The sequence below is a fragment of the Acidovorax sp. CF316 genome (genome assembly GCF_000276605.1).
In the GTDB taxonomy this organism is placed as follows: domain Bacteria; phylum Pseudomonadota; class Gammaproteobacteria; order Burkholderiales; family Burkholderiaceae_C; genus Acidovorax.
In genome coordinates, this window is sequence record NZ_AKJX01000258.1 from 1 (window position 1) to 16284 (window position 16284).

The window sequence follows — 16284 nt, forward strand, 5'->3', positions numbered from 1 at the left end:
GCGCGCAGCGCCTCAGGGGGTTGTACCCTATGCAGTCCAGCCGCCGCGCTGGAGCCACTGTGTCAACAGGGTGTTGACCACCTCGGGCCGCTCCATGGTCAGCATGTGGCCGCAATCGGCTACCACCTCGAACTCGGCGCCGGGGACCAGGCCTGCGATCTCCTCGGAGCAGGCCAGGGGCGTGAGCTGGTCGGCCTCGCCGCAGACCACCAGCACCGGGCATTTCACCTCGGGCAGGTGCAGCCGGGCATCGGGCCGCGCGATGACGGCGCGGTTCTGCCGCACCAGTTGTTCGGCGCCCGCGCGCAGCACGAAATCGAGGTAGTCCTGCACCAGGTCGGCACGCGCCGCGCTCGTGGGGTGGAAGGCGAAGGTCACGTTGGGCTCGATCACCTCGCGCACGCGCCCCTGCTCGAACAGTGCGATCGCCGCTTCGCGCAGCGCCTGCATCTCGGCCGTCTCCGGCCGGGCCGTGGTGCCCAGCAAGGCCAGCCCGAGGACGCGGCCCGGGGCCTGCCGTGCGGCTTCCATGGCGACCATGCCACCCATCGAGGCGCCGCACAGCAGCAGGGGGCCGGGGTATTGTTCCAGCAGCAGGGTCGCCATGGCCTGCACGGTCGTGGCCTCGGGCCGGGTGTGCACCTCGGTGATCTCCGGGCGCAGGGCCGCAGGCAGCACAGCGCTCTGGAAGCGCCACATCGTCGCATCGCCCGCCAGGCCCGGAATGAGCAGGAGTTGCGGTGCAGGGCTGGGCGGTGGATTGCGGGTCATCGTCATCGTCTTCGGGTCGGTCTTCAGGTCGTCAGCGTCGGGGTGGCTTGGTCCGCGGGTCACTCCAGCGCACTGGTGGCCAGGTGGGGCGCACCGCTGTCGGCAGGCTGCTGCGCCTCCTGCACCAGGTCGTGCACGAAGCGCAGCTTGACCATGGCGCCGGACGACAGGGCAAACGGGTAGGCGTCGTCCTGCCCCAGGCTGCGGTTCAGGCTGTTGAGCAGCAAGGTCAGCGGCACCCATTGGCGCACCAGGTCCTGGAAGTCCGGATGGCTGGCTGCGAACGGGTCGGTCACGTGGTGGCGCAGGGCCATGTGGGGGTCGGGCACGGTCACGGCGGTCTGGTAGCTGGCGGCGGTCTCCAGCAGGTCCACCATGTGCAGGTAGTGGGCCCAGGTCTCGGCCCAGTCTTCCCACGGGTGGGCGGCGGCGTAGGCACTGACGTGGTTCAGGAACCAGTCGTTGCCGTTGCTGCCCTTGGCATAGTGCGCGTCGAGCGCTGCGGCATAGTCCTGGCGCTCGTCGCCGAACAGGTTGCGGAAGGCGTCGAGCCGCTGCCCGTCGCGCACCAGTTGGTCCCAGTAGAAGTGGCCAGACTCGTGGCGCAGGTGGCCGATGAGGGTGCGGTAGGGCTCGCCCAGGGCGATGCGCCGGCGCGCGCGCTCGTCGTCATCGGCCTCGGCCACGTTGAGGGTGATGGTGCCGCCCTGGTGGCCGGTGAGGATGGCCGGCCCGCCCAGCAGGTCCGCCAGGAACTCGAACACCGGGCCCGAACGGCCGGGCACCGGCTCCAGCCCCAGGCGCGCAAGGGTGTAGAACAGCTGGCGCTTGGCCCCCTCGATCTGCTTCCAGCGGCGCAGGTTGGCCGGGTCCGACAGATCGGGCAGCAGGCGCGTCTGCCGGCACGAGACGCACAGCTGGGCATAGTCGTTGGACGGCACCGCGAAGTTGCAGGCGTCGTAGGTGGTGTGGTTGTGGCACATGCGGTACAGCCGGCCGCTGTACTGCGCCGTGCCACGCTCGCCCAGGCGCCGCCACAGGTCGGGGCCATCCTGGGGCGCGGGCGTGAGCGCCGCCATCGTCAGTTGGTCTGGCAGGAAGGCCAGCGCGCTGCCACAGTGCAGGCATTGCACGCTGTCGAAAAACACCAGATGACCGCAATGGTCGCAATTGAATACCCGCATGGGGTGAGCTTAAACCCAGACGCTGCGCGGCAGTGGACTCATTGGAGGGTCTTCCATGCAAATGGAGCTACAAGCCATGCCGCAATGACAAAAGCGGGCCATGCGGTGAGGCAGGGCCAGCTGATTGTTCCTGTCCTTTGCTATGGGCGCGGCCTATGCCAGTGCCCCCGCGCAAGGGCCGCCTCGCCGCGAAGGCGGCATATCCAGCGCTTGCGCTGGGGGCTTCCCCCTCCCAGATTGCGAAGCAATATGAGAGAGGGGTGAAGGCGCGCAGCGCCTCAGGGGGTGTCCCCTATTACGGACGGACTACGATGCTGTTGCGCACTTCGCGCACATGCTTGGTGTTGCGGGCGATGTTTTCGGCCTGGTTCTTTTCAGAGGCCGACTTGGCGAAGCCCGACAGCTGCACCGTGCCGTTGAGCGTTTCCACGCTGATCGAGGTGGCCGATACCGTCTTGTCTTCGGCCATCTTGGCCTTCACGGCGGTGGTGATGCCGGCGTCGTCGACATAGGCACCGACGGTCTGCTGGTCGCGCGCGACCGAGCATCCGGTGGCGGTGACGATGGTGATGCCGGCGACGGCGGCAAAAGCGAGGGCACGTGCGTATTTCATGATTTGTCCTTCTGGGTTGGTTGTTGGCAAACGCGGGTGCTTTTTTTCAAGTGCAGCCTGTCGGTCTTTTGCACCCTCCATGACCGGTAGGCTGTGGGATGCTGGAGCAGCGGGCGGGTAGGCCTATTGCTCCAGCAGGTCTTTCAGTTCATCGGCATGCTCTTCCTCGTCGGCCAGGATGCCTTCGAGCATGCGGCGCGTCGTGGGGTCCTTGTCGCCGATGAGATCGATCATCTGGCGGTAGGCCTCCACGGCCACACGCTCTGCAACCAGGTTGGCACGCACCATGGCCTTGAGGTCCGAGGAGGTGTCGTACTGCGCATGGCTTCGCGAGAGCAGGGTGTCAGGCGCAAAGTCGGGTTCGCCACCGAGCTGCACGATGCGCCGTGCAATCTGGTCAGCGTGACCGGACTCTTCGTTGGCATGGACCATGAATTCACTGGCGATGGCCGGCGACGACAGGCCGTGGGCCGTGAAGTGGTGGCGCTTGTAGCGCAACACGCACACCAATTCGGTGGCCAGGGCGTCATTGAGCAGCGAGATGATGTCCTCGCGATGCTCTGCGAACGCGGGGGTGACAGCCCCGTCGTCCAGGTTGCTCGTGGCCGCGGCCTTGAGGGCTGACTCATCGAGCACCATCTTGCGAGCGCGCTGACCGTGGGGATCGTTATTGTTTTGGTTGTTCATGGCAAAGCCTGAAAGGGGACGGTACAGCTCAGTAGGCCCGGCGGCGCGAGGCCATCAAGATCAGGCTCGCCGTGAGTGCCCCAACTCCCGCTGCGATCAAGATGGACTTGCCCGGCTGCTCGGCCACGTACTTGCTGGTGGCATCGGCCACTTCCTGCACCTGGCGGCGGGCACGGGCGCTGGCGTCGGCGGCATAGTCGATGCTGCGGCTGGCCAGTTCCTGGGCGCGGGCGGCCAGGTCGTCGATGGCCGGGTCGGTCTCGCGGCGCAGGGCACGTACCTTGTTCTCGGCCTTGTCCAGCGAGTCGTTGGCGACGCTGCGCGTGGTTTGCACTGCGTCCTGGGCGCTTTGCAGCACGTCGTCGGCGAGGCTGCGGGCTCCTGCGGCAACCTTGTTGGTGGCGGTTTGGATGGTCATTGGGTCACTCCTTGGTGTAGACGATGGGATGTTCGGTCAGCTCGGTCCGGGGCACTCAGCCCCTTCGCAGCAGGCCCATGACGAAGGTGACGACAGCCATGATCACGAACACGAAGAACAGGATCTTGGCAATGCCCACGGCACCAGCGGCAATGCCGCCGAAGCCGAAGATGGCTGCGATCAGTGCGATGACCAGGAAAACGACGGCGTAGTGCAGCATGTGCTTCTCCTTGTTGGTGCCGGAAGTCCGGCGAGTGGTGGAGCGCCTTTCTTTTCTTGGCGCCTGGGTCCAATGTAGGGGGCCCCTGTCGGCTGGAATGCCGGTGGCCGGCGCGCCCATTTGTCGGTGCCCGGACGCCTGGTGTGTAGGACACGGGCTTGCGCAAGGGTGCTGGGCGCGCGCGTGCCCGGCCAGGCCAAGGAACTCCAGGGTCCAGGCCGTGTGGTCTTTTGCGAAGGGAGATGGAGCCTGCTGCAGCGGCCCCAGGCAGCGCAGCGGGTTGCCGGGTGGCTGTGCTCAGCCCTGCAGCGGCAGGATGGCCGAGACCAGCGCGCCGTTGCCTGGGCGCGAGGTGATGGTCAGGCGCCCGCCGGCGGCCTCCACGCGGTGGCGCATGCCGGCCAAGCCGTGGGACGAGGGGCTTACGCTGGCCGGATCGAAGCCCTGGCCATCGTCGCGCACCTGCACCGCCACATGCTTGGGGTGGCTGTGCACGGAGACCAGCACCTTCTGCGCCTTGGCGTACTTGCCGATGTTGGTCAGCGACTCCTGCACCAACCGGTAGACGGTGAGCTGCGTGGGCTCGGGCAGCTGCACCGGCTCCAGGCTGGTTTCCACCTCGATGCCGGCGCGCTCGCCGTATTCGCGCGCGAGGATCTCGATGGCCGCGGTGAGCCCCAGGTTGGACAGGGACGAGGGGCGCAGGTCTTCGATGATGCGGCGCTTGAGCGCGATGCCGCTGTTGAGGGTTTCGGTCAGGTGCCGCAGGCGCTCGGCGATCTCGGGCACCTGGGTGTCGATCTTGGATTTGAGGCGCGCCACGTCGAGCTTGGCGGCCGTGAGCAGGGCGCCCAGTTCGTCGTGCAGCTCGCGCGCCAGGTGGCCGCGCTCGTCCTCGCGCACCTGCTGCAGGTGGCTCGCCAGCTCGGACAGCGTGGCCGTGCGCTCGCGCACCAGGCCTTCGAGCCGGTCGCGCTCGCGCTCGAGCAGCAGCTGCTCGCGCAGGCTGAACTCCTGCAGGGCGGTGGCCTGGCGCAGGTACATGAAGAAGGCCAGCAGGCCGATGGCGGTGACCGTGGCGATGCCGATGCGCGAGAGCATCAGCGAGCGCAGCACCTGCGCCTGTCCCTGCTTGACGACGACGGCACTGCGGTCGATGAGGGCCTGGGCGTGCTTGCGGATGGCCTCCATGTTCTCCATGCCCACGTCGGTGTGCAGGATGAACTTCCAGGCATCTTCATTGCCCTGGCGGCGCAGCTTGAGGCTGAGCTCCATCTCGGCGAGCTTGCGCGAGATCTGGCGCGACAGCATGGACAGTTCCTGCATGTCGTCGGGCGAGTCGAGGAACTGGTTGCGCAGGTTGTCGAGGTCCTGCTGCACGCTGGCCAGCGCCTTGTCGTAGGGCTCCAGGTAGCGGTCGTTGCCGGTGAGCAGGTAGCCGCGCTGGCCGGTCTCGGCGTCCAGCATGCTTTGCAGCAGGCGGTTCAGGGCGCCGTGCGTCACCTGGCCGTGGGCCATCTGCGTGACGGCGCCTTGCGAGCGCATGTGTCCGACCTCGTTGATCCCCACCAGCACCAGCGCCGCGAGCAGCGCCATGGGCAGGCTCAGGGCCATCTTTCGGACTTTGGGCAGCAAGTCCCTGGCGATCTCTTGCAAATTCATATGCGTTATTCTGGATAATGGCCACAGACCGGCCCATGGCGCTGCCCGAGGGTGGGTGATCGCAACGCAGGTGCATTCAACAAAAATTGGGAGTGGGCAGTCCCCTCCCTGAAAGAACGCTCAATGATCAAGATCGGCATTGTGGATGACCATGCAATTGTTCGCTCCGGACTGCGCCAGTTCCTGTCCGAGCACGTGGACCTGCGCGTGGAAGGCGAGGCCTCCAACGGCCGCGAAGCCATCGACCTGGTGCGCACCCATGAGATCGACGTGCTGCTGATGGACCTGTCCATGCCCGGCCAGAGCGGCCTGGACGCCCTGGCCATGCTGCGCGCCAAGGCGCCGGACATGGGTATTTTGATCCTCAGCGGCTACCCCGAAGAGCATTACGCGATCAACCTCATCCGCCAGGGCGCCAGCGGCTACCTGAACAAGGAGTGCGATCCCGCCGAGATCGTCGAGGCCATCCGCATCATTGCCCTGGGCAAGCGCTACCTGACACCGGCCGTGGCCGATCTGCTGGCCCAGCAGCTCAACCGCAAGGACGACGCCCCGCCGCACGAGCAGCTGTCGGAGCGCGAGTTCCAGGTGTTCCTCAAGCTGGCCAAGGGCGAGACGGCTGGCGACATCGCCAAGTCGCTGTCGCTGAGCGTGAAGACGGTGAGCACCTACCGCACGCGGCTGATGGAAAAGATGAGTCTGTCGTCCAACAGCGATCTGACCTACTACGCGCTGAAAAACCGCCTCATCGACTAAGCGGGCCACGGCCGCCCGGCGGCAGGCGCGCCAAGGCGTGCATGCCGCGGCGGCCCTGCGCAGGCGGGCGCGGTTCTTCATCGGGAGGGACGGGCAGGCTGGCGCAACGCCAGCGCACTCAATGGTTGCCGCGCACAGGTATGCGGGCGATGTGGGCGGGGTGTACGCTGCCATGCTCTATGCAGTAGTCCACCAGGGCATCGATTTCATTGGATTTGTCGAACACCGCATCCACGCCCAGCTGGGCGCAACGCATGCGGATGTCGGGGGTGGCATAGTTGCTCAGCACCACCATCTTCTGGTGCGGGGCACGGTCGCGGCAGGCGGCGAGCACGCCCAGGCCGCTGCCCTGGCGCAGGAACAGGTCGACGATGGCCAGGTCCCATTGTTCCTGGTGGCCGGTGAGCCAGCCCTTGCCCTCGTCCTCGGTCTCGGCCACGCCTACCGCCTCGACTGACGCCAGCTCTTCCAGGGTACCGATGAGGTTCTCCCGAATGGTGGCATTGTCTTCAACGATGTACGTGCGGAGTTTCACTACCTGATCCATAAGACGGCCGGTACAAGCAAACCCGGGCCTGGTTCTGAATTTAACCGAAGCGTGCCTGCCATTCTGACAGCAGCCGCGCGCGGCCAGCGTAGGAGGGCTCCTACGGTGACGCGCACACGCCACATCCCGGTGCGCGCTGCACGTGCATGGTGCTCCATTCCATCGAGCGGCCGTCCAGCATCATCAGCCGCCCGGCCAGCGTGGGGCCCACGCCGGTGATGAGTTTCAGGGCCTCGGCCGCCTGCATGGTGCCGATGATGCCCACCAGCGGCGCGAACACCCCCATGAGCGCGCAGCTGACCTCCTCGAACTCGGCGTCCGGCGGGAAGATGCAGGCATAGCAGGGCGCCTGGCCGCTGCGCGGGTCGATCACCGTGATCTGCCCGTCGAAGCGGATCGCCGCCCCGGCCACCAGCGGCACGCCGTGGCGCACGCAGGCCGCGTTCACCGCGTGGCGGGTGGCGTAGTTGTCGCTGCAGTCCAGCACCACGCTGGCGTCGGGCAGCAGCTGGTCGAGCAGGGCGGCATCGGCGCGGGCCTCGATCGCCCGGACCTCGACCTCGGGGTTGATGGCGGCAATCGCCTGCGCGGCCGACTGGACCTTGGGCGTGCCAACGCGCGCCGTGGTGTGCGCGATCTGGCGCTGCAGGTTGGTCAGGTCCACCGTGTCGTCGTCCACCAGGGTGATGCGCCCGATGCCGGCAGAACCCAGGTACAGCGCCGCGGGCGAGCCCAGGCCCCCAGCGCCGATGATGACGGCATGGGCGGCCAGCACGCGCTCCTGGCCCTCGATGCCGATCTCGTCGAGCAGGATGTGGCGCGAATAGCGCAGGAGCTGGTCATCGGTCATGGGGCGTCGTGCTCTGGGGTCGGGCTGCAGGTCGGGCTGCGATTGTGCGGGAGATTGCGTCCCGGTGGTGGCGGGCGTGAAAAAGGCCGGGCTCCCTGGGGAGACCGGCCTTGTGCGGGTGGGAGCTGTGCTCGGGGACGAACTCAGTTTTCCTTCTTTTCTTCCTTGCGCTCGGTCAGCGTCTTGCTGACCAGCACGGGACGGCCCTTGAGCTGGTTCAGGGCCTGCACGAGCTGGAAGTCCTTGTCGGTGCCGAATTCTGGCGGCTTGCGGTCGGCGGCCGGCTTCTTGGCTTCTTCTTCCAGGCGCTTGCGTGCCTCTTCGCGGGCCTTTTCACGGGCGGCATCCTTCTTTTCCTCGCCCTGGCCGCTGCCCAGGTGCTTGTCCAGGTCGGCCTCGCGCATGCGCAGGGCGGCGAACACATTGCCTTCCTCGGACTCATCGATCATCACATCGGGCACGATGCCCTTGGCCTGGATCGACTTGCCGCTCGGGGTGTAGTAGCGCGCCGTGGTCAGCTTGATGCCGGTGTCCGGGCCCAGGGGGCGCACGGTCTGCACCGAGCCCTTGCCGAAGGTCTGGCTGCCCATGATGGTGGCGCGCTTGTGGTCCTGCAGCGCGCCGGCCACGATCTCGCTGGCCGAGGCCGAGCCTTCGTTGACCAGCACCACCATGGGGACCGACTTGATGGCGGCCGGCAGGCGGCGCAGGGGGTCGCCCCCGCTGCGGCGCTGGTAGTACTCGGGCGCCGCCTTGTAGGTGGACTTGCTTTCGGCCAGCTGGCCGTTGGTCGTGACCACCGTGACGTTCTCGGGCAGGAAGGCGGCCGAGATGGCCACGGCCGCGTCGAGCAGGCCGCCCGGGTCGTTGCGCAGGTCGAGCACCAGGCCCTTCACGTTGGGGTCCTGCTTGTAGATCTCTTCGACCTTGCGCACAAAGTCGTCCACCGTGCGTTCCTGGAACTGCGACAGGCGGATCCAGCCATAGCCGGGCTCGATCACCTTGCCTTTGACGGACTGGGTCTTGATCTCTTCGCGCGTGATGGTCACCGGGAAGGTGCGGCTCTCGTCCTTGCGGAAGATCGTGAGCGTGACCTTGGTGTTGGGTTCGCCGCGCATGCGCTTGACGGCGTCGTTCAGGGCCAGGCCCTTGACGGCGGTCTCGTCGATCTGGGTGATCAGGTCGTTGGTCTTCAAGCCCGCGCGGAACGCGGGTGAGCCTTCGATGGGGGAGACCACCTTGATCAGCCCGTCTTCCTGGGTGATCTCGATGCCCACGCCCACGAAACGGCCGGAGGTGCCTTCGCGGAATTCCTTGAAGGACTTCTTGTCGAAATACTGGGAGTGTGGGTCCAGGCTGGCCACCATGCCGGAGATGGCATCGGTGATGAGCTTCTTGTCATCGACCGGCTCGACGTAGTCGGTCTTGACCAGGCCGAACACGGCCGACAGCTGCTGGATCTCTTCCAGCGGCAGGGGCGTCATGGCACCGCGCGCAACGGTCTGCAACGACACCGTGGTGAGCGCTCCAGCCACCACACCTACCGACACCCATCCTGCTATTTTGAGTTTGTGGCCCATAGAACACCTTTACCGCATCAATATACACCTGGGAAGCTGGCCGGATGCCTTTTTTACACGCCTGTGAAAACAAGCGTTTCAAAAAGGCCTCCGACCACTTCTTAGAAGGGCCCAACCCGCCGCAGTTCCGCGCCGGGGCTCGCTTTCGCAGGTCAGAAGGGGGCAATTGGCGGGCTTTACCCCCGCTTTACGCCGATTTCTAGGCCTTGCCTTGCGAAGCCACCGCCGCGGCGGCCTTGGCCGCTGCTTCGGCGTCACCCAGATAGTAGTGGCGGATGGGCTTGAGGCCCTCGTCCAGTTCGTATACCAGTGGAATCCCGTTGGGAATGTTCAGGCCCACGATCTCGTCGTCCGAGATGTTGTCCAGGTACTTGACCAGGGCGCGGATGGAGTTGCCGTGCGCCGCCACCACCACGCGCTTGCCGCCCTGGATGGCCGGGGCGATGGACTCGTTCCAGAACGGCAGCACGCGCGCCACGGTGTCCTTGAGGCACTCGGTCAGCGGCACCTGGCCGGCGTCCAGGCGGGCGTAGCGCACGTCGCTGCGCTCGCTGCGCGGGTCGGTGGCTTCCAGCGCCGGCGGCGGCGTGTCGTAGCTGCGGCGCCAGACCAGCACCTGCGCATCGCCGTACTGCTTGGCCATGTCGGCCTTGTTCAGGCCCTGCAGGGCGCCGTAGTGGCGCTCGTTCAGGCGCCAGCTGTGCACCACGGGCAGCCAGGTGCGGTCCATCTCGTCCAGGGTGTGCCACAGCGTGCGCGTGGCGCGCTTGAGCACGCTGGTGTAGGCCACGTCGAACTCGTATCCCTCGGCCTTGAGCAGGCGGCCGGCGTTCTTGGCCTGGTCCACGCCCGTGGGGGTCAGGTCCACGTCGGTCCAGCCGGTGAAGCGGTTTTCAAGGTTCCAGGTGGATTCGCCGTGGCGGATCAGTACGAGTTTGTGCATGGTTTCCCTTGGAGGAGCGGGTCAAAACCATACATTTTAGAATTGCACCGTTCGCCAACCCAAGGAATCTCCGTGAAATTCATTATCGACAACTGGTATCTGGTCTTCGTGGCACTGGCTGCGGGCAGCATGCTGATGTGGCCTTTGCTCAAGAACGCCAGTGGCGGTTCGCTCACCCCGGCCGGGGCCGTGCAGCTCATCAACCGCGAAAAAGCCGTCGTCATTGACGTCTGCGAGACCGAGGAGTTCGCTGCCGGCCACGTGGGGGGCGCCAAGAACATCCCGCTGAACCAGCTCGAAGAGCGCCTGGCCACCACGGTGAAGAACAAGGCCCTGCCGCTGGTGCTGGTATGCGCCACGGGCGCACGCGCCAACCGTGCCGTGGGCATTGCCAAGAAGCTCGGCTACGAGAACGTGCAGGCCATGGCCGGCGGCCTCAAGGCCTGGCGCGAGGCCAGCCTGCCCGTTGAAAAGGCCTGAAGCGCCCCGAGATGACAGGGGCGGGCGCCCGGCGCCTCCCCTCCATCGCTCCGTGGCAGCAGCGGCTGCCCCCTATGAAAGATGCCCACCATGCAACCCGTGAAGATGTACACCACCGCCGTCTGCCCCTACTGCATCCGTGCCAAGCAGATCCTCAAGTCCAAGGGCGTGGAGCAGATCGAGGAGATCCGCATCGACACCGATCCGTCGGCCCGCACCACCATGATGGAGATTACCGGGCGGCGCACCGTGCCGCAGATCTTCATCGGCGACACCCATGTCGGCGGCCACGACGACCTGGTGGCGCTGGATGGCCGCGGTGGCCTGATGCCGCTGCTCGGAGTCCAGTGATCGGCTAGGCCCGTCTTCGGGCGCTGCATAATGCAGCCCCATGTGCCCGCTGCGGGAGTCCTTCCCCGGCGGGTTTCATTTTGTCACCCGCTCGTTGTTTGAGCACAAGAGACTTATCAACCATGGCCGACCAAGAAAATCCCGTTTTCCAGATCCAGCGCGTCTACCTCAAGGACATGTCGCTCGAGCAACCGAACTCCCCCGGCATCCTGCTGGAGCAGGAACAACCCAGCGTGGACATCCAGCTGGGCGTGGAAGCCACTCCCGTGGCCGAAGGCATCTTCGAAGTCGCCGTGACCGCCACCGTGCAGACCAAGGTCAAGGACAAGACCGTGTTCCTGGTCGAAGCCAAGCAGGCCGGCATCTTCGAGATCCGCAACATCCCCGAAGACCAGATGGGCGCCATCATGGGCATCGCCTGCCCGCAGATCGTCTACCCCTACCTGCGCGGCAACGTGGCTGACCTGATCAACCGCGCCGGCTTCCCGCCCGTGCACCTGGCCGAAATCAACTTCCAGGCCATGTTCGAGCAGCAGCAAGCCCAGGCCGCGGGCAATCCGTCGCCCATCATCACGCAGTAAGCGTGGTTCGCGGGGGCGCAGCGTGCCGTCCCCGCCGCTTGATCCTCTACCAGGCGTTCCTTCTTCCACCATGAAAATCCTTGTTCTGGGCGCAGGCGCCTGGGGCTCTGCCGTGGCCATGAGCGCCGCGCAGCACCCTGCCGGCCACGCCGTCACGCTGTGGGCGCGCGATGCGGCCCAGTGGGCTGCCATGCAGGCCGGGCGCGAGAATGCGCGCTACCTGCCGGGCATGGCCTTTCCGCCCACGCTGGCGCTGGCCACGGGGGACTTCGCTGCGCTGGCCGCGGCGGCCGACCTGGTCATCGTGGCCACGCCCATGTCGGCCCTGCGCGGCATGCTGCAGGCGCTGCACGCCTGCCCGGCCCCCGTGGCCTGGCTGTGCAAGGGTTTTGAATCGGTGGCCGGCGATGCGCCCGGCGGTTTCGGCCTGCTGGCGCACGAGGTGCGCACCGCAGTCGCGCCCCAGTTGCAGGCCGGTGCCCTGAGCGGCCCCAGCTTTGCCCAGGAAGTCGCCCGCGGCCAGCCCACGGCCCTGGTGGCGGCGAGCGGGCATGCCAGCGTGCGCGATGCCCTGGTGGCCGCCTTCCACAGCCCCAGCGTGCGCGTGTACGCCAACGAGGACATCGTCGGCGTGGAGGTGGGCGGTGCGGTGAAGAACGTGCTGTCCATCGCCACCGGCCTGTGCGACGGGCTGGAGTTGGGCCTCAATGCCCGTGCCGCGCTCATCACGCGCGGCCTGGCCGAGATGACGCGCCTGGGCCTGGCCCTGGGCGCACGGGCCGACACCTTCATGGGCCTGTCGGGCCTGGGGGACCTGGTGCTGACCGCCACCGGCGACCTCTCGCGCAACCGCCGCGTGGGCCTGCTGCTGGCCCAGGGGCAGACGCTGGCGCAGGCCGTGGAATCGCTCGGCCACGTGGCCGAAGGGGTCTACAGCGCACGCACGGTGGCCCAGCGCGCCCGGCTGCTGGGTGTGGACATGCCCATCACCGATGCCGTGGTGGCCCTGCTCGATGGCCGGCTGCAGCCTGCCGAGGCGGTCGCCCAGCTCATGGGCCGCGATCCGCGCGGCGAGGCTTAGTCAACTGCCGGCCGACAGGCGGCGCAGCAGCCCCTCTTCGTCGTCGGGGTGGAAGAAGTAGGGATAGAAGCTGCGCTCCTGCGCCGACAGGCCGGGCCTGCCGCCGAACTGGTCGATCAGGCGGCGCCCCTTGTTTCCATCCATGTGCAGCAGCACGGCCGGGGCGCCCACGCGCTGGCACATGCGCGCCGATCCCACCGGGTCGAAGCGCAGCATGCGCATGTAGAACGGGGCATGGCGCGGGTTCACCTCGATCACGATGTCGGTCGCCCGGCGTGCGCGAAAGGCCACGATGAAGGCGATGTGGAAGATGGCACCCAGCACCTGCTTGGAGCGCACGCCCGGGTCCATGGCGAGCTTGCCGATCTCGCAAATGCGGGCGCGGCGCTCGCGCAGGTCGCCGATGAACTCGGGGAACTGCTCCTCGGCCGCCAGGTGGCCATCGTCCAGGCGCACGGAGATGGTGCCCGCGGGTTGCCCGTCGATCTGCACCACCAGGCTGCTCAGGTCGAAGTCGTGCGTCAGCGTGGCCTGCATGCTGTAACCCCGGCTGGCGTACATGCGCGCCAGCACGCCCTGGCCCTTGCGCGACAGGCGGATCTTGCAGCTCTTGGTCTCGGTGGTGCCCAGGCGGCTCAGGTACTCGCCCGGGTACTCCAGTTCGACGATGGTCCGTTCTTCGGCTTGCATGGCAGGCTTCTCCCGGTTCCTCCATGCCCTTGGTTCAGCCGCCCCAAGAGGGTGGGACCAGGCACGGAAATCCACCAGCCTAGCGGCGGCAGCGGCCATCGGCAAACATTAAACGGCAGGTGGCGACCAACGGCCGCGTGGCTTGCGCGAACGGCGCCGCGCAGTCCAAAAAGCCGCATCCGCCTTGGGGGCGGATGCGGCTTTGTGCGGTTGGCACGGTGCCCCTCGGGGCACGGTATCAAAGCACCCCGAACAGCATCAACAGCAGGACGAGGGACAGTGGGACGCCGAGCAGCCAGAGAATGATGGGCATGGTGATCTCCTTGGAAACGGGTGGAAGTGGATAAGTGACTTCACTGTATTCCCGCCCCTTCGAGCCGCCTGTCCTCCAACGCGGCGCCCGGGCGTAGGCCCGAGCCTACCGGCCTTGCAGGGGCAGGTGCCATGCCCCTGCGCGGTGTTTACAGCCCTTCTTCCAGCGCCAGCAGCTCCTGCACCGTCTGGCGGCGGCGGATCAGGCGGGCCTGGCCGCCGTCCTCCACCAGCACCTCGGCGATCAGCGGGCGCGTGTTGTAGTTGGAGGACATCGAGGCCCCGTAGGCGCCTGTGTCGTGGATCACCAGCAGGTCGCCCACGCGCGCTTCGGCCAGCTCACGCGGCAGCACCACGCCGCCATCGCCCTGGGTGAACACGTCGCCCGACTCGCACAGCGGCCCGGCCACCACGGTGGGGCGCGTGGTGGCGGTGCTGCTGCCATCCCTGCGCAGCACTTCCATGGCGTGGTAGCTGCCGTACATGGAGGGGCGCATCAGCTCGTTGAAGCCTGTGTCCAGCAGCACGAAGTGGTTACTGCCGGCGTTCTTGGTGGCACGCACCTCGCCCAGCAGCACGCCCGACTCGGCCACCAGGAAGCGACCCGGCTCGATCTCCAGGCCCAGTGGGTGGCCGACGATGGCCTCGGCCTGCTGGCGCGCCGTGTTCCACAGGCCGTGGTAGTGCTGCGTGTCGATCACCGGATCGCCGCTGCGGTAGGGGATGGACAGGCCGCCGCCGGCCGAGATGGCGTGCAGGTCGTGCCCGGCCGCGTGGGCCGTGCGCACCAGTTCCACCATGGCGCCGCAGACCTCGGCCAGGTGGGCGTAGTCCACGCCCGAGCCAATGTGCATGTGCAGGCCGGTGAGTTGCAGGCCGTGCTGCGCGATGGCGGCCAGTGCGGCCGGCAGGTCGGTGTGCCAGATGCCGTGCTTGCTGTGCTCGCCGCCGGTGTTGGTCTTGTTGCTGTGGCCGTGGCCGAAGCCGGGGTTGATGCGCAGCCACACCGCATGGCCGGGCGATGCGACGCCCAACTGGTGCAGCATGTCGATGGAGCCGGCATTCACCGGCACGCGGTGCTCGACCACGCAGGCCAGCGTGTCGGCATCGAACAGGTCGGCCGTGAACACGATCTCCGAGGGCTCGCCACCGGCCTGGTAGCCCGCGGCCAGCGCGCGCAGGATCTCGCCGCGCGAGACCGCGTCCACCTTCACGCCCTGCTCGCGCATGAGCTTCAGGATGTGGATGTTGGAGCAGGCCTTCTGGGCAAAGCGCACGGTGTCGAAGTTGGACACCTGGGCGATGCGCTGGCGGATGGTGGCGGCGTCGTACACCCACAGCGGGGTGCCGAACTGCGCGGCCAGGGACTGCAGCTGGGTGGGGGAGAAGGGATTGGACATGCGAAAAGCTCCGGGGAATGCGGGGAATGGCCCGATCATGCCGGCCTCCAATCATCCAGTCCAATGCTTGTTTTGTGGAATCTATTCATTTTGGATATGCTTTGTGGCATGATCCACCCCCCTGATGACACCGCCCCGCCGCCGCGCATCGGCCACCGCCATATCGAGGTGTTCCGCGCCGTCATGCTGGCCGGCAGCGCCACCGGGGCCGCCGAGCTGCTGCACACCTCGCAGCCAACGGTGAGCCGCGAGCTGGCGCGCCTGGAGTCGCTGCTGGGCTACTCCCTGTTCGACCGCGTGCAGGGCCGGCTGCGCCCCCATGCCCGGGCCCTGGTGCTGTGGGAGGAGGTGCAGCGCTCCTGGCAGGGCCTGGACCGCGTGGTCGATCGGGCCGTGGCGCTGGGGCGCTCGGCCGATGCCGCGCAATCCCTGTCCGTGCTGTGCCTGCCCGCGCTGTCCCATGCCCTGCTGCCCGGTGCCGCCGCGCGCATGCTGGTGGAGCACCCGGGCGCCCGGGTCTCCGTCACACCCCAGGAACCGCCCTTGCTGGAAGAGTGGATGACGGCGCAGCGCTTCGACATGGCACTGAGCGAGCAGGTCTCCACCCCGCCCGGCACGCGCTCGCAGCGGCTGCTGACCTTGGACGAGGTGGCCGTGCTGCCTGCAGGCCATGCGCTCGCTGCAAGGCCCGTGCTGCAGCTGGCCGACTTTGCCGATCAGCCGTTCGTGAGCCTTTCGGCCGACGATCCGTACCGTCGCCAGATCGACACCCTGTTCGCCGAGGCCGGGGTGCCGCGGCAGATGCGCATGGAGACGCACAGCGCGGTGGCGGTGTGCGCGATGGTGCAGCGGGGCTTGGGGGTGGCCATCGTCAACCCGCTCACGGCGCTGGCCGTGGCGGGGCAGGGGGTGGTGGTGCGCAGGGTGGGGTTTTCGGTGCCATTCAGTGTGAGCCTGGTGTTGCCGTTGTACCGGGCGGCGTTGGAGGAGGTGGGGTGGATGGTGGAGGCTTTGGAGGCGGAGGCTGGTGATTTGAAGGAGCGGCTTGGGCGGTTGGTTTAGTTGTTGTGTTGTTGTTGTTGTTGTTGTTGTTGTTGTTGTTGTTGTTGCGGCGTGCCCCTGTTGAGGGCGGGAGCCGGGATGTGCGCCCGGCGGCGC

Annotated in this window: 19 protein-coding genes; 6 read left to right on the forward strand and 13 right to left on the reverse strand. The window is 67.2% G+C overall.

Annotated features, from left to right (window positions below; genetic code table 11):
* Positions 1-27 precede the first annotated feature (27 nt).
* The 7 genes from PMI14_RS28815 to PMI14_RS28845 form a co-directional block, all read right to left on the reverse strand.
* Positions 28-777, reverse strand: coding sequence for an alpha/beta fold hydrolase (locus PMI14_RS28815; RefSeq protein ID WP_007860304.1), 750 nt, complete (start codon positions 775-777; stop codon positions 28-30).
* Between the two features lie 53 nt (positions 778-830).
* On the reverse strand, positions 831-1955 hold the full coding sequence (locus PMI14_RS28820) for a putative zinc-binding metallopeptidase (protein ID WP_007860305.1): 1125 nt from the start codon (positions 1953-1955) through the stop codon (positions 831-833).
* Positions 1956-2250: 295 nt separating this feature from the next.
* Positions 2251-2568: a BON domain-containing protein gene (locus tag PMI14_RS28825; RefSeq protein WP_007860306.1), complete on the reverse strand. Its 318-nt coding sequence runs from the start codon at positions 2566-2568 to the stop codon at positions 2251-2253.
* Positions 2569-2691: 123 nt separating this feature from the next.
* Positions 2692-3255, reverse strand: a complete 564-nt coding sequence (locus PMI14_RS28830; protein ID WP_007860307.1) for a bacterioferritin — start codon at positions 3253-3255, stop codon at positions 2692-2694.
* A gap of 28 nt (positions 3256-3283) precedes the next feature.
* Positions 3284-3673, reverse strand: a complete 390-nt coding sequence (locus tag PMI14_RS28835) for a DUF883 family protein (protein ID WP_007860308.1) — start codon at positions 3671-3673, stop codon at positions 3284-3286.
* A gap of 55 nt (positions 3674-3728) precedes the next feature.
* Positions 3729-3893: a DUF1328 domain-containing protein gene (locus PMI14_RS34465; protein ID WP_007860309.1), complete on the reverse strand. Its 165-nt coding sequence runs from the start codon at positions 3891-3893 to the stop codon at positions 3729-3731.
* A 297-nt stretch (positions 3894-4190) separates the two neighbouring features.
* Positions 4191-5555 (reverse strand): CHASE3 domain-containing protein, encoded by a 1365-nt coding sequence (locus tag PMI14_RS28845; RefSeq protein ID WP_007860311.1) that lies wholly within the window; start codon positions 5553-5555, stop codon positions 4191-4193.
* 123 nt (positions 5556-5678) lie between these two features.
* On the opposite strand from PMI14_RS28845, the gene PMI14_RS28850 reads away from it, so the two are divergent.
* Positions 5679-6311 (forward strand): response regulator transcription factor, encoded by a 633-nt coding sequence (locus tag PMI14_RS28850; RefSeq protein ID WP_007860319.1) that lies wholly within the window; start codon positions 5679-5681, stop codon positions 6309-6311.
* Positions 6312-6429: 118 nt separating this feature from the next.
* Here PMI14_RS28850 and PMI14_RS28855 read toward each other — a convergent pair whose 3' ends face one another.
* From PMI14_RS28855 to gpmA, 4 genes are all read right to left on the reverse strand, one after another.
* Positions 6430-6846: a response regulator gene (locus tag PMI14_RS28855; RefSeq protein ID WP_035206272.1), complete on the reverse strand. Its 417-nt coding sequence runs from the start codon at positions 6844-6846 to the stop codon at positions 6430-6432.
* Between the two features lie 112 nt (positions 6847-6958).
* The gene (locus PMI14_RS28860) at positions 6959-7708 is read right to left on the reverse strand and encodes a HesA/MoeB/ThiF family protein (RefSeq protein WP_007860321.1); all 750 of its coding nucleotides are present in this window, start codon (positions 7706-7708) and stop codon (positions 6959-6961) included.
* Positions 7709-7851: 143 nt separating this feature from the next.
* Complete coding sequence (locus PMI14_RS28865) at positions 7852-9288, reverse strand: S41 family peptidase (RefSeq protein ID WP_007860323.1); 1437 nt, start codon at positions 9286-9288, stop codon at positions 7852-7854.
* Between the two features lie 199 nt (positions 9289-9487).
* Positions 9488-10231 carry a 2,3-diphosphoglycerate-dependent phosphoglycerate mutase gene (gpmA, locus tag PMI14_RS28870; protein ID WP_007860325.1) on the reverse strand — a complete coding sequence of 248 codons (744 nt, stop codon included), beginning with the start codon at positions 10229-10231 and terminating at the stop codon, positions 9488-9490.
* Between the two features lie 72 nt (positions 10232-10303).
* On the opposite strand from gpmA, the gene PMI14_RS28875 reads away from it, so the two are divergent.
* The 4 genes from PMI14_RS28875 to PMI14_RS28890 all read left to right on the forward strand — a co-directional run bounded on the left by PMI14_RS28875 (position 10304) and on the right by PMI14_RS28890 (position 12724).
* The gene (locus tag PMI14_RS28875; protein WP_007860327.1) at positions 10304-10711 is read left to right on the forward strand and encodes a rhodanese-like domain-containing protein; all 408 of its coding nucleotides are present in this window, start codon (positions 10304-10306) and stop codon (positions 10709-10711) included.
* A 90-nt stretch (positions 10712-10801) separates the two neighbouring features.
* Complete coding sequence (gene grxC, locus PMI14_RS28880) at positions 10802-11062, forward strand: glutaredoxin 3 (RefSeq protein ID WP_007860329.1); 261 nt, start codon at positions 10802-10804, stop codon at positions 11060-11062.
* 122 nt (positions 11063-11184) lie between these two features.
* The gene (gene secB / locus PMI14_RS28885) at positions 11185-11643 is read left to right on the forward strand and encodes a protein-export chaperone SecB (RefSeq protein WP_007860332.1); all 459 of its coding nucleotides are present in this window, start codon (positions 11185-11187) and stop codon (positions 11641-11643) included.
* A 70-nt stretch (positions 11644-11713) separates the two neighbouring features.
* Positions 11714-12724, forward strand: a complete 1011-nt coding sequence (locus tag PMI14_RS28890) for an NAD(P)H-dependent glycerol-3-phosphate dehydrogenase (RefSeq protein ID WP_007860334.1) — start codon at positions 11714-11716, stop codon at positions 12722-12724.
* On the opposite strand, the gene PMI14_RS28895 is transcribed toward PMI14_RS28890, so the two are convergent.
* A complete protein-coding gene (locus tag PMI14_RS28895; RefSeq protein ID WP_007860336.1) occupies positions 12725-13414 on the reverse strand; it encodes a hypothetical protein in 690 nt (229 codons plus the stop codon).
* Between the two features lie 461 nt (positions 13415-13875).
* Positions 13876-15126 carry a diaminopimelate decarboxylase gene (gene lysA / locus PMI14_RS28900; RefSeq protein ID WP_007860338.1) on the reverse strand — a complete coding sequence of 417 codons (1251 nt, stop codon included), beginning with the start codon at positions 15124-15126 and terminating at the stop codon, positions 13876-13878.
* A 108-nt stretch (positions 15127-15234) separates the two neighbouring features.
* Between lysA and PMI14_RS28905 the strand changes: the two genes are divergently transcribed.
* Positions 15235-16188: a LysR family transcriptional regulator gene (locus PMI14_RS28905; RefSeq protein WP_007860340.1), complete on the forward strand. Its 954-nt coding sequence runs from the start codon at positions 15235-15237 to the stop codon at positions 16186-16188.
* The last annotated feature ends 96 nt before the right edge of the window (positions 16189-16284 follow it).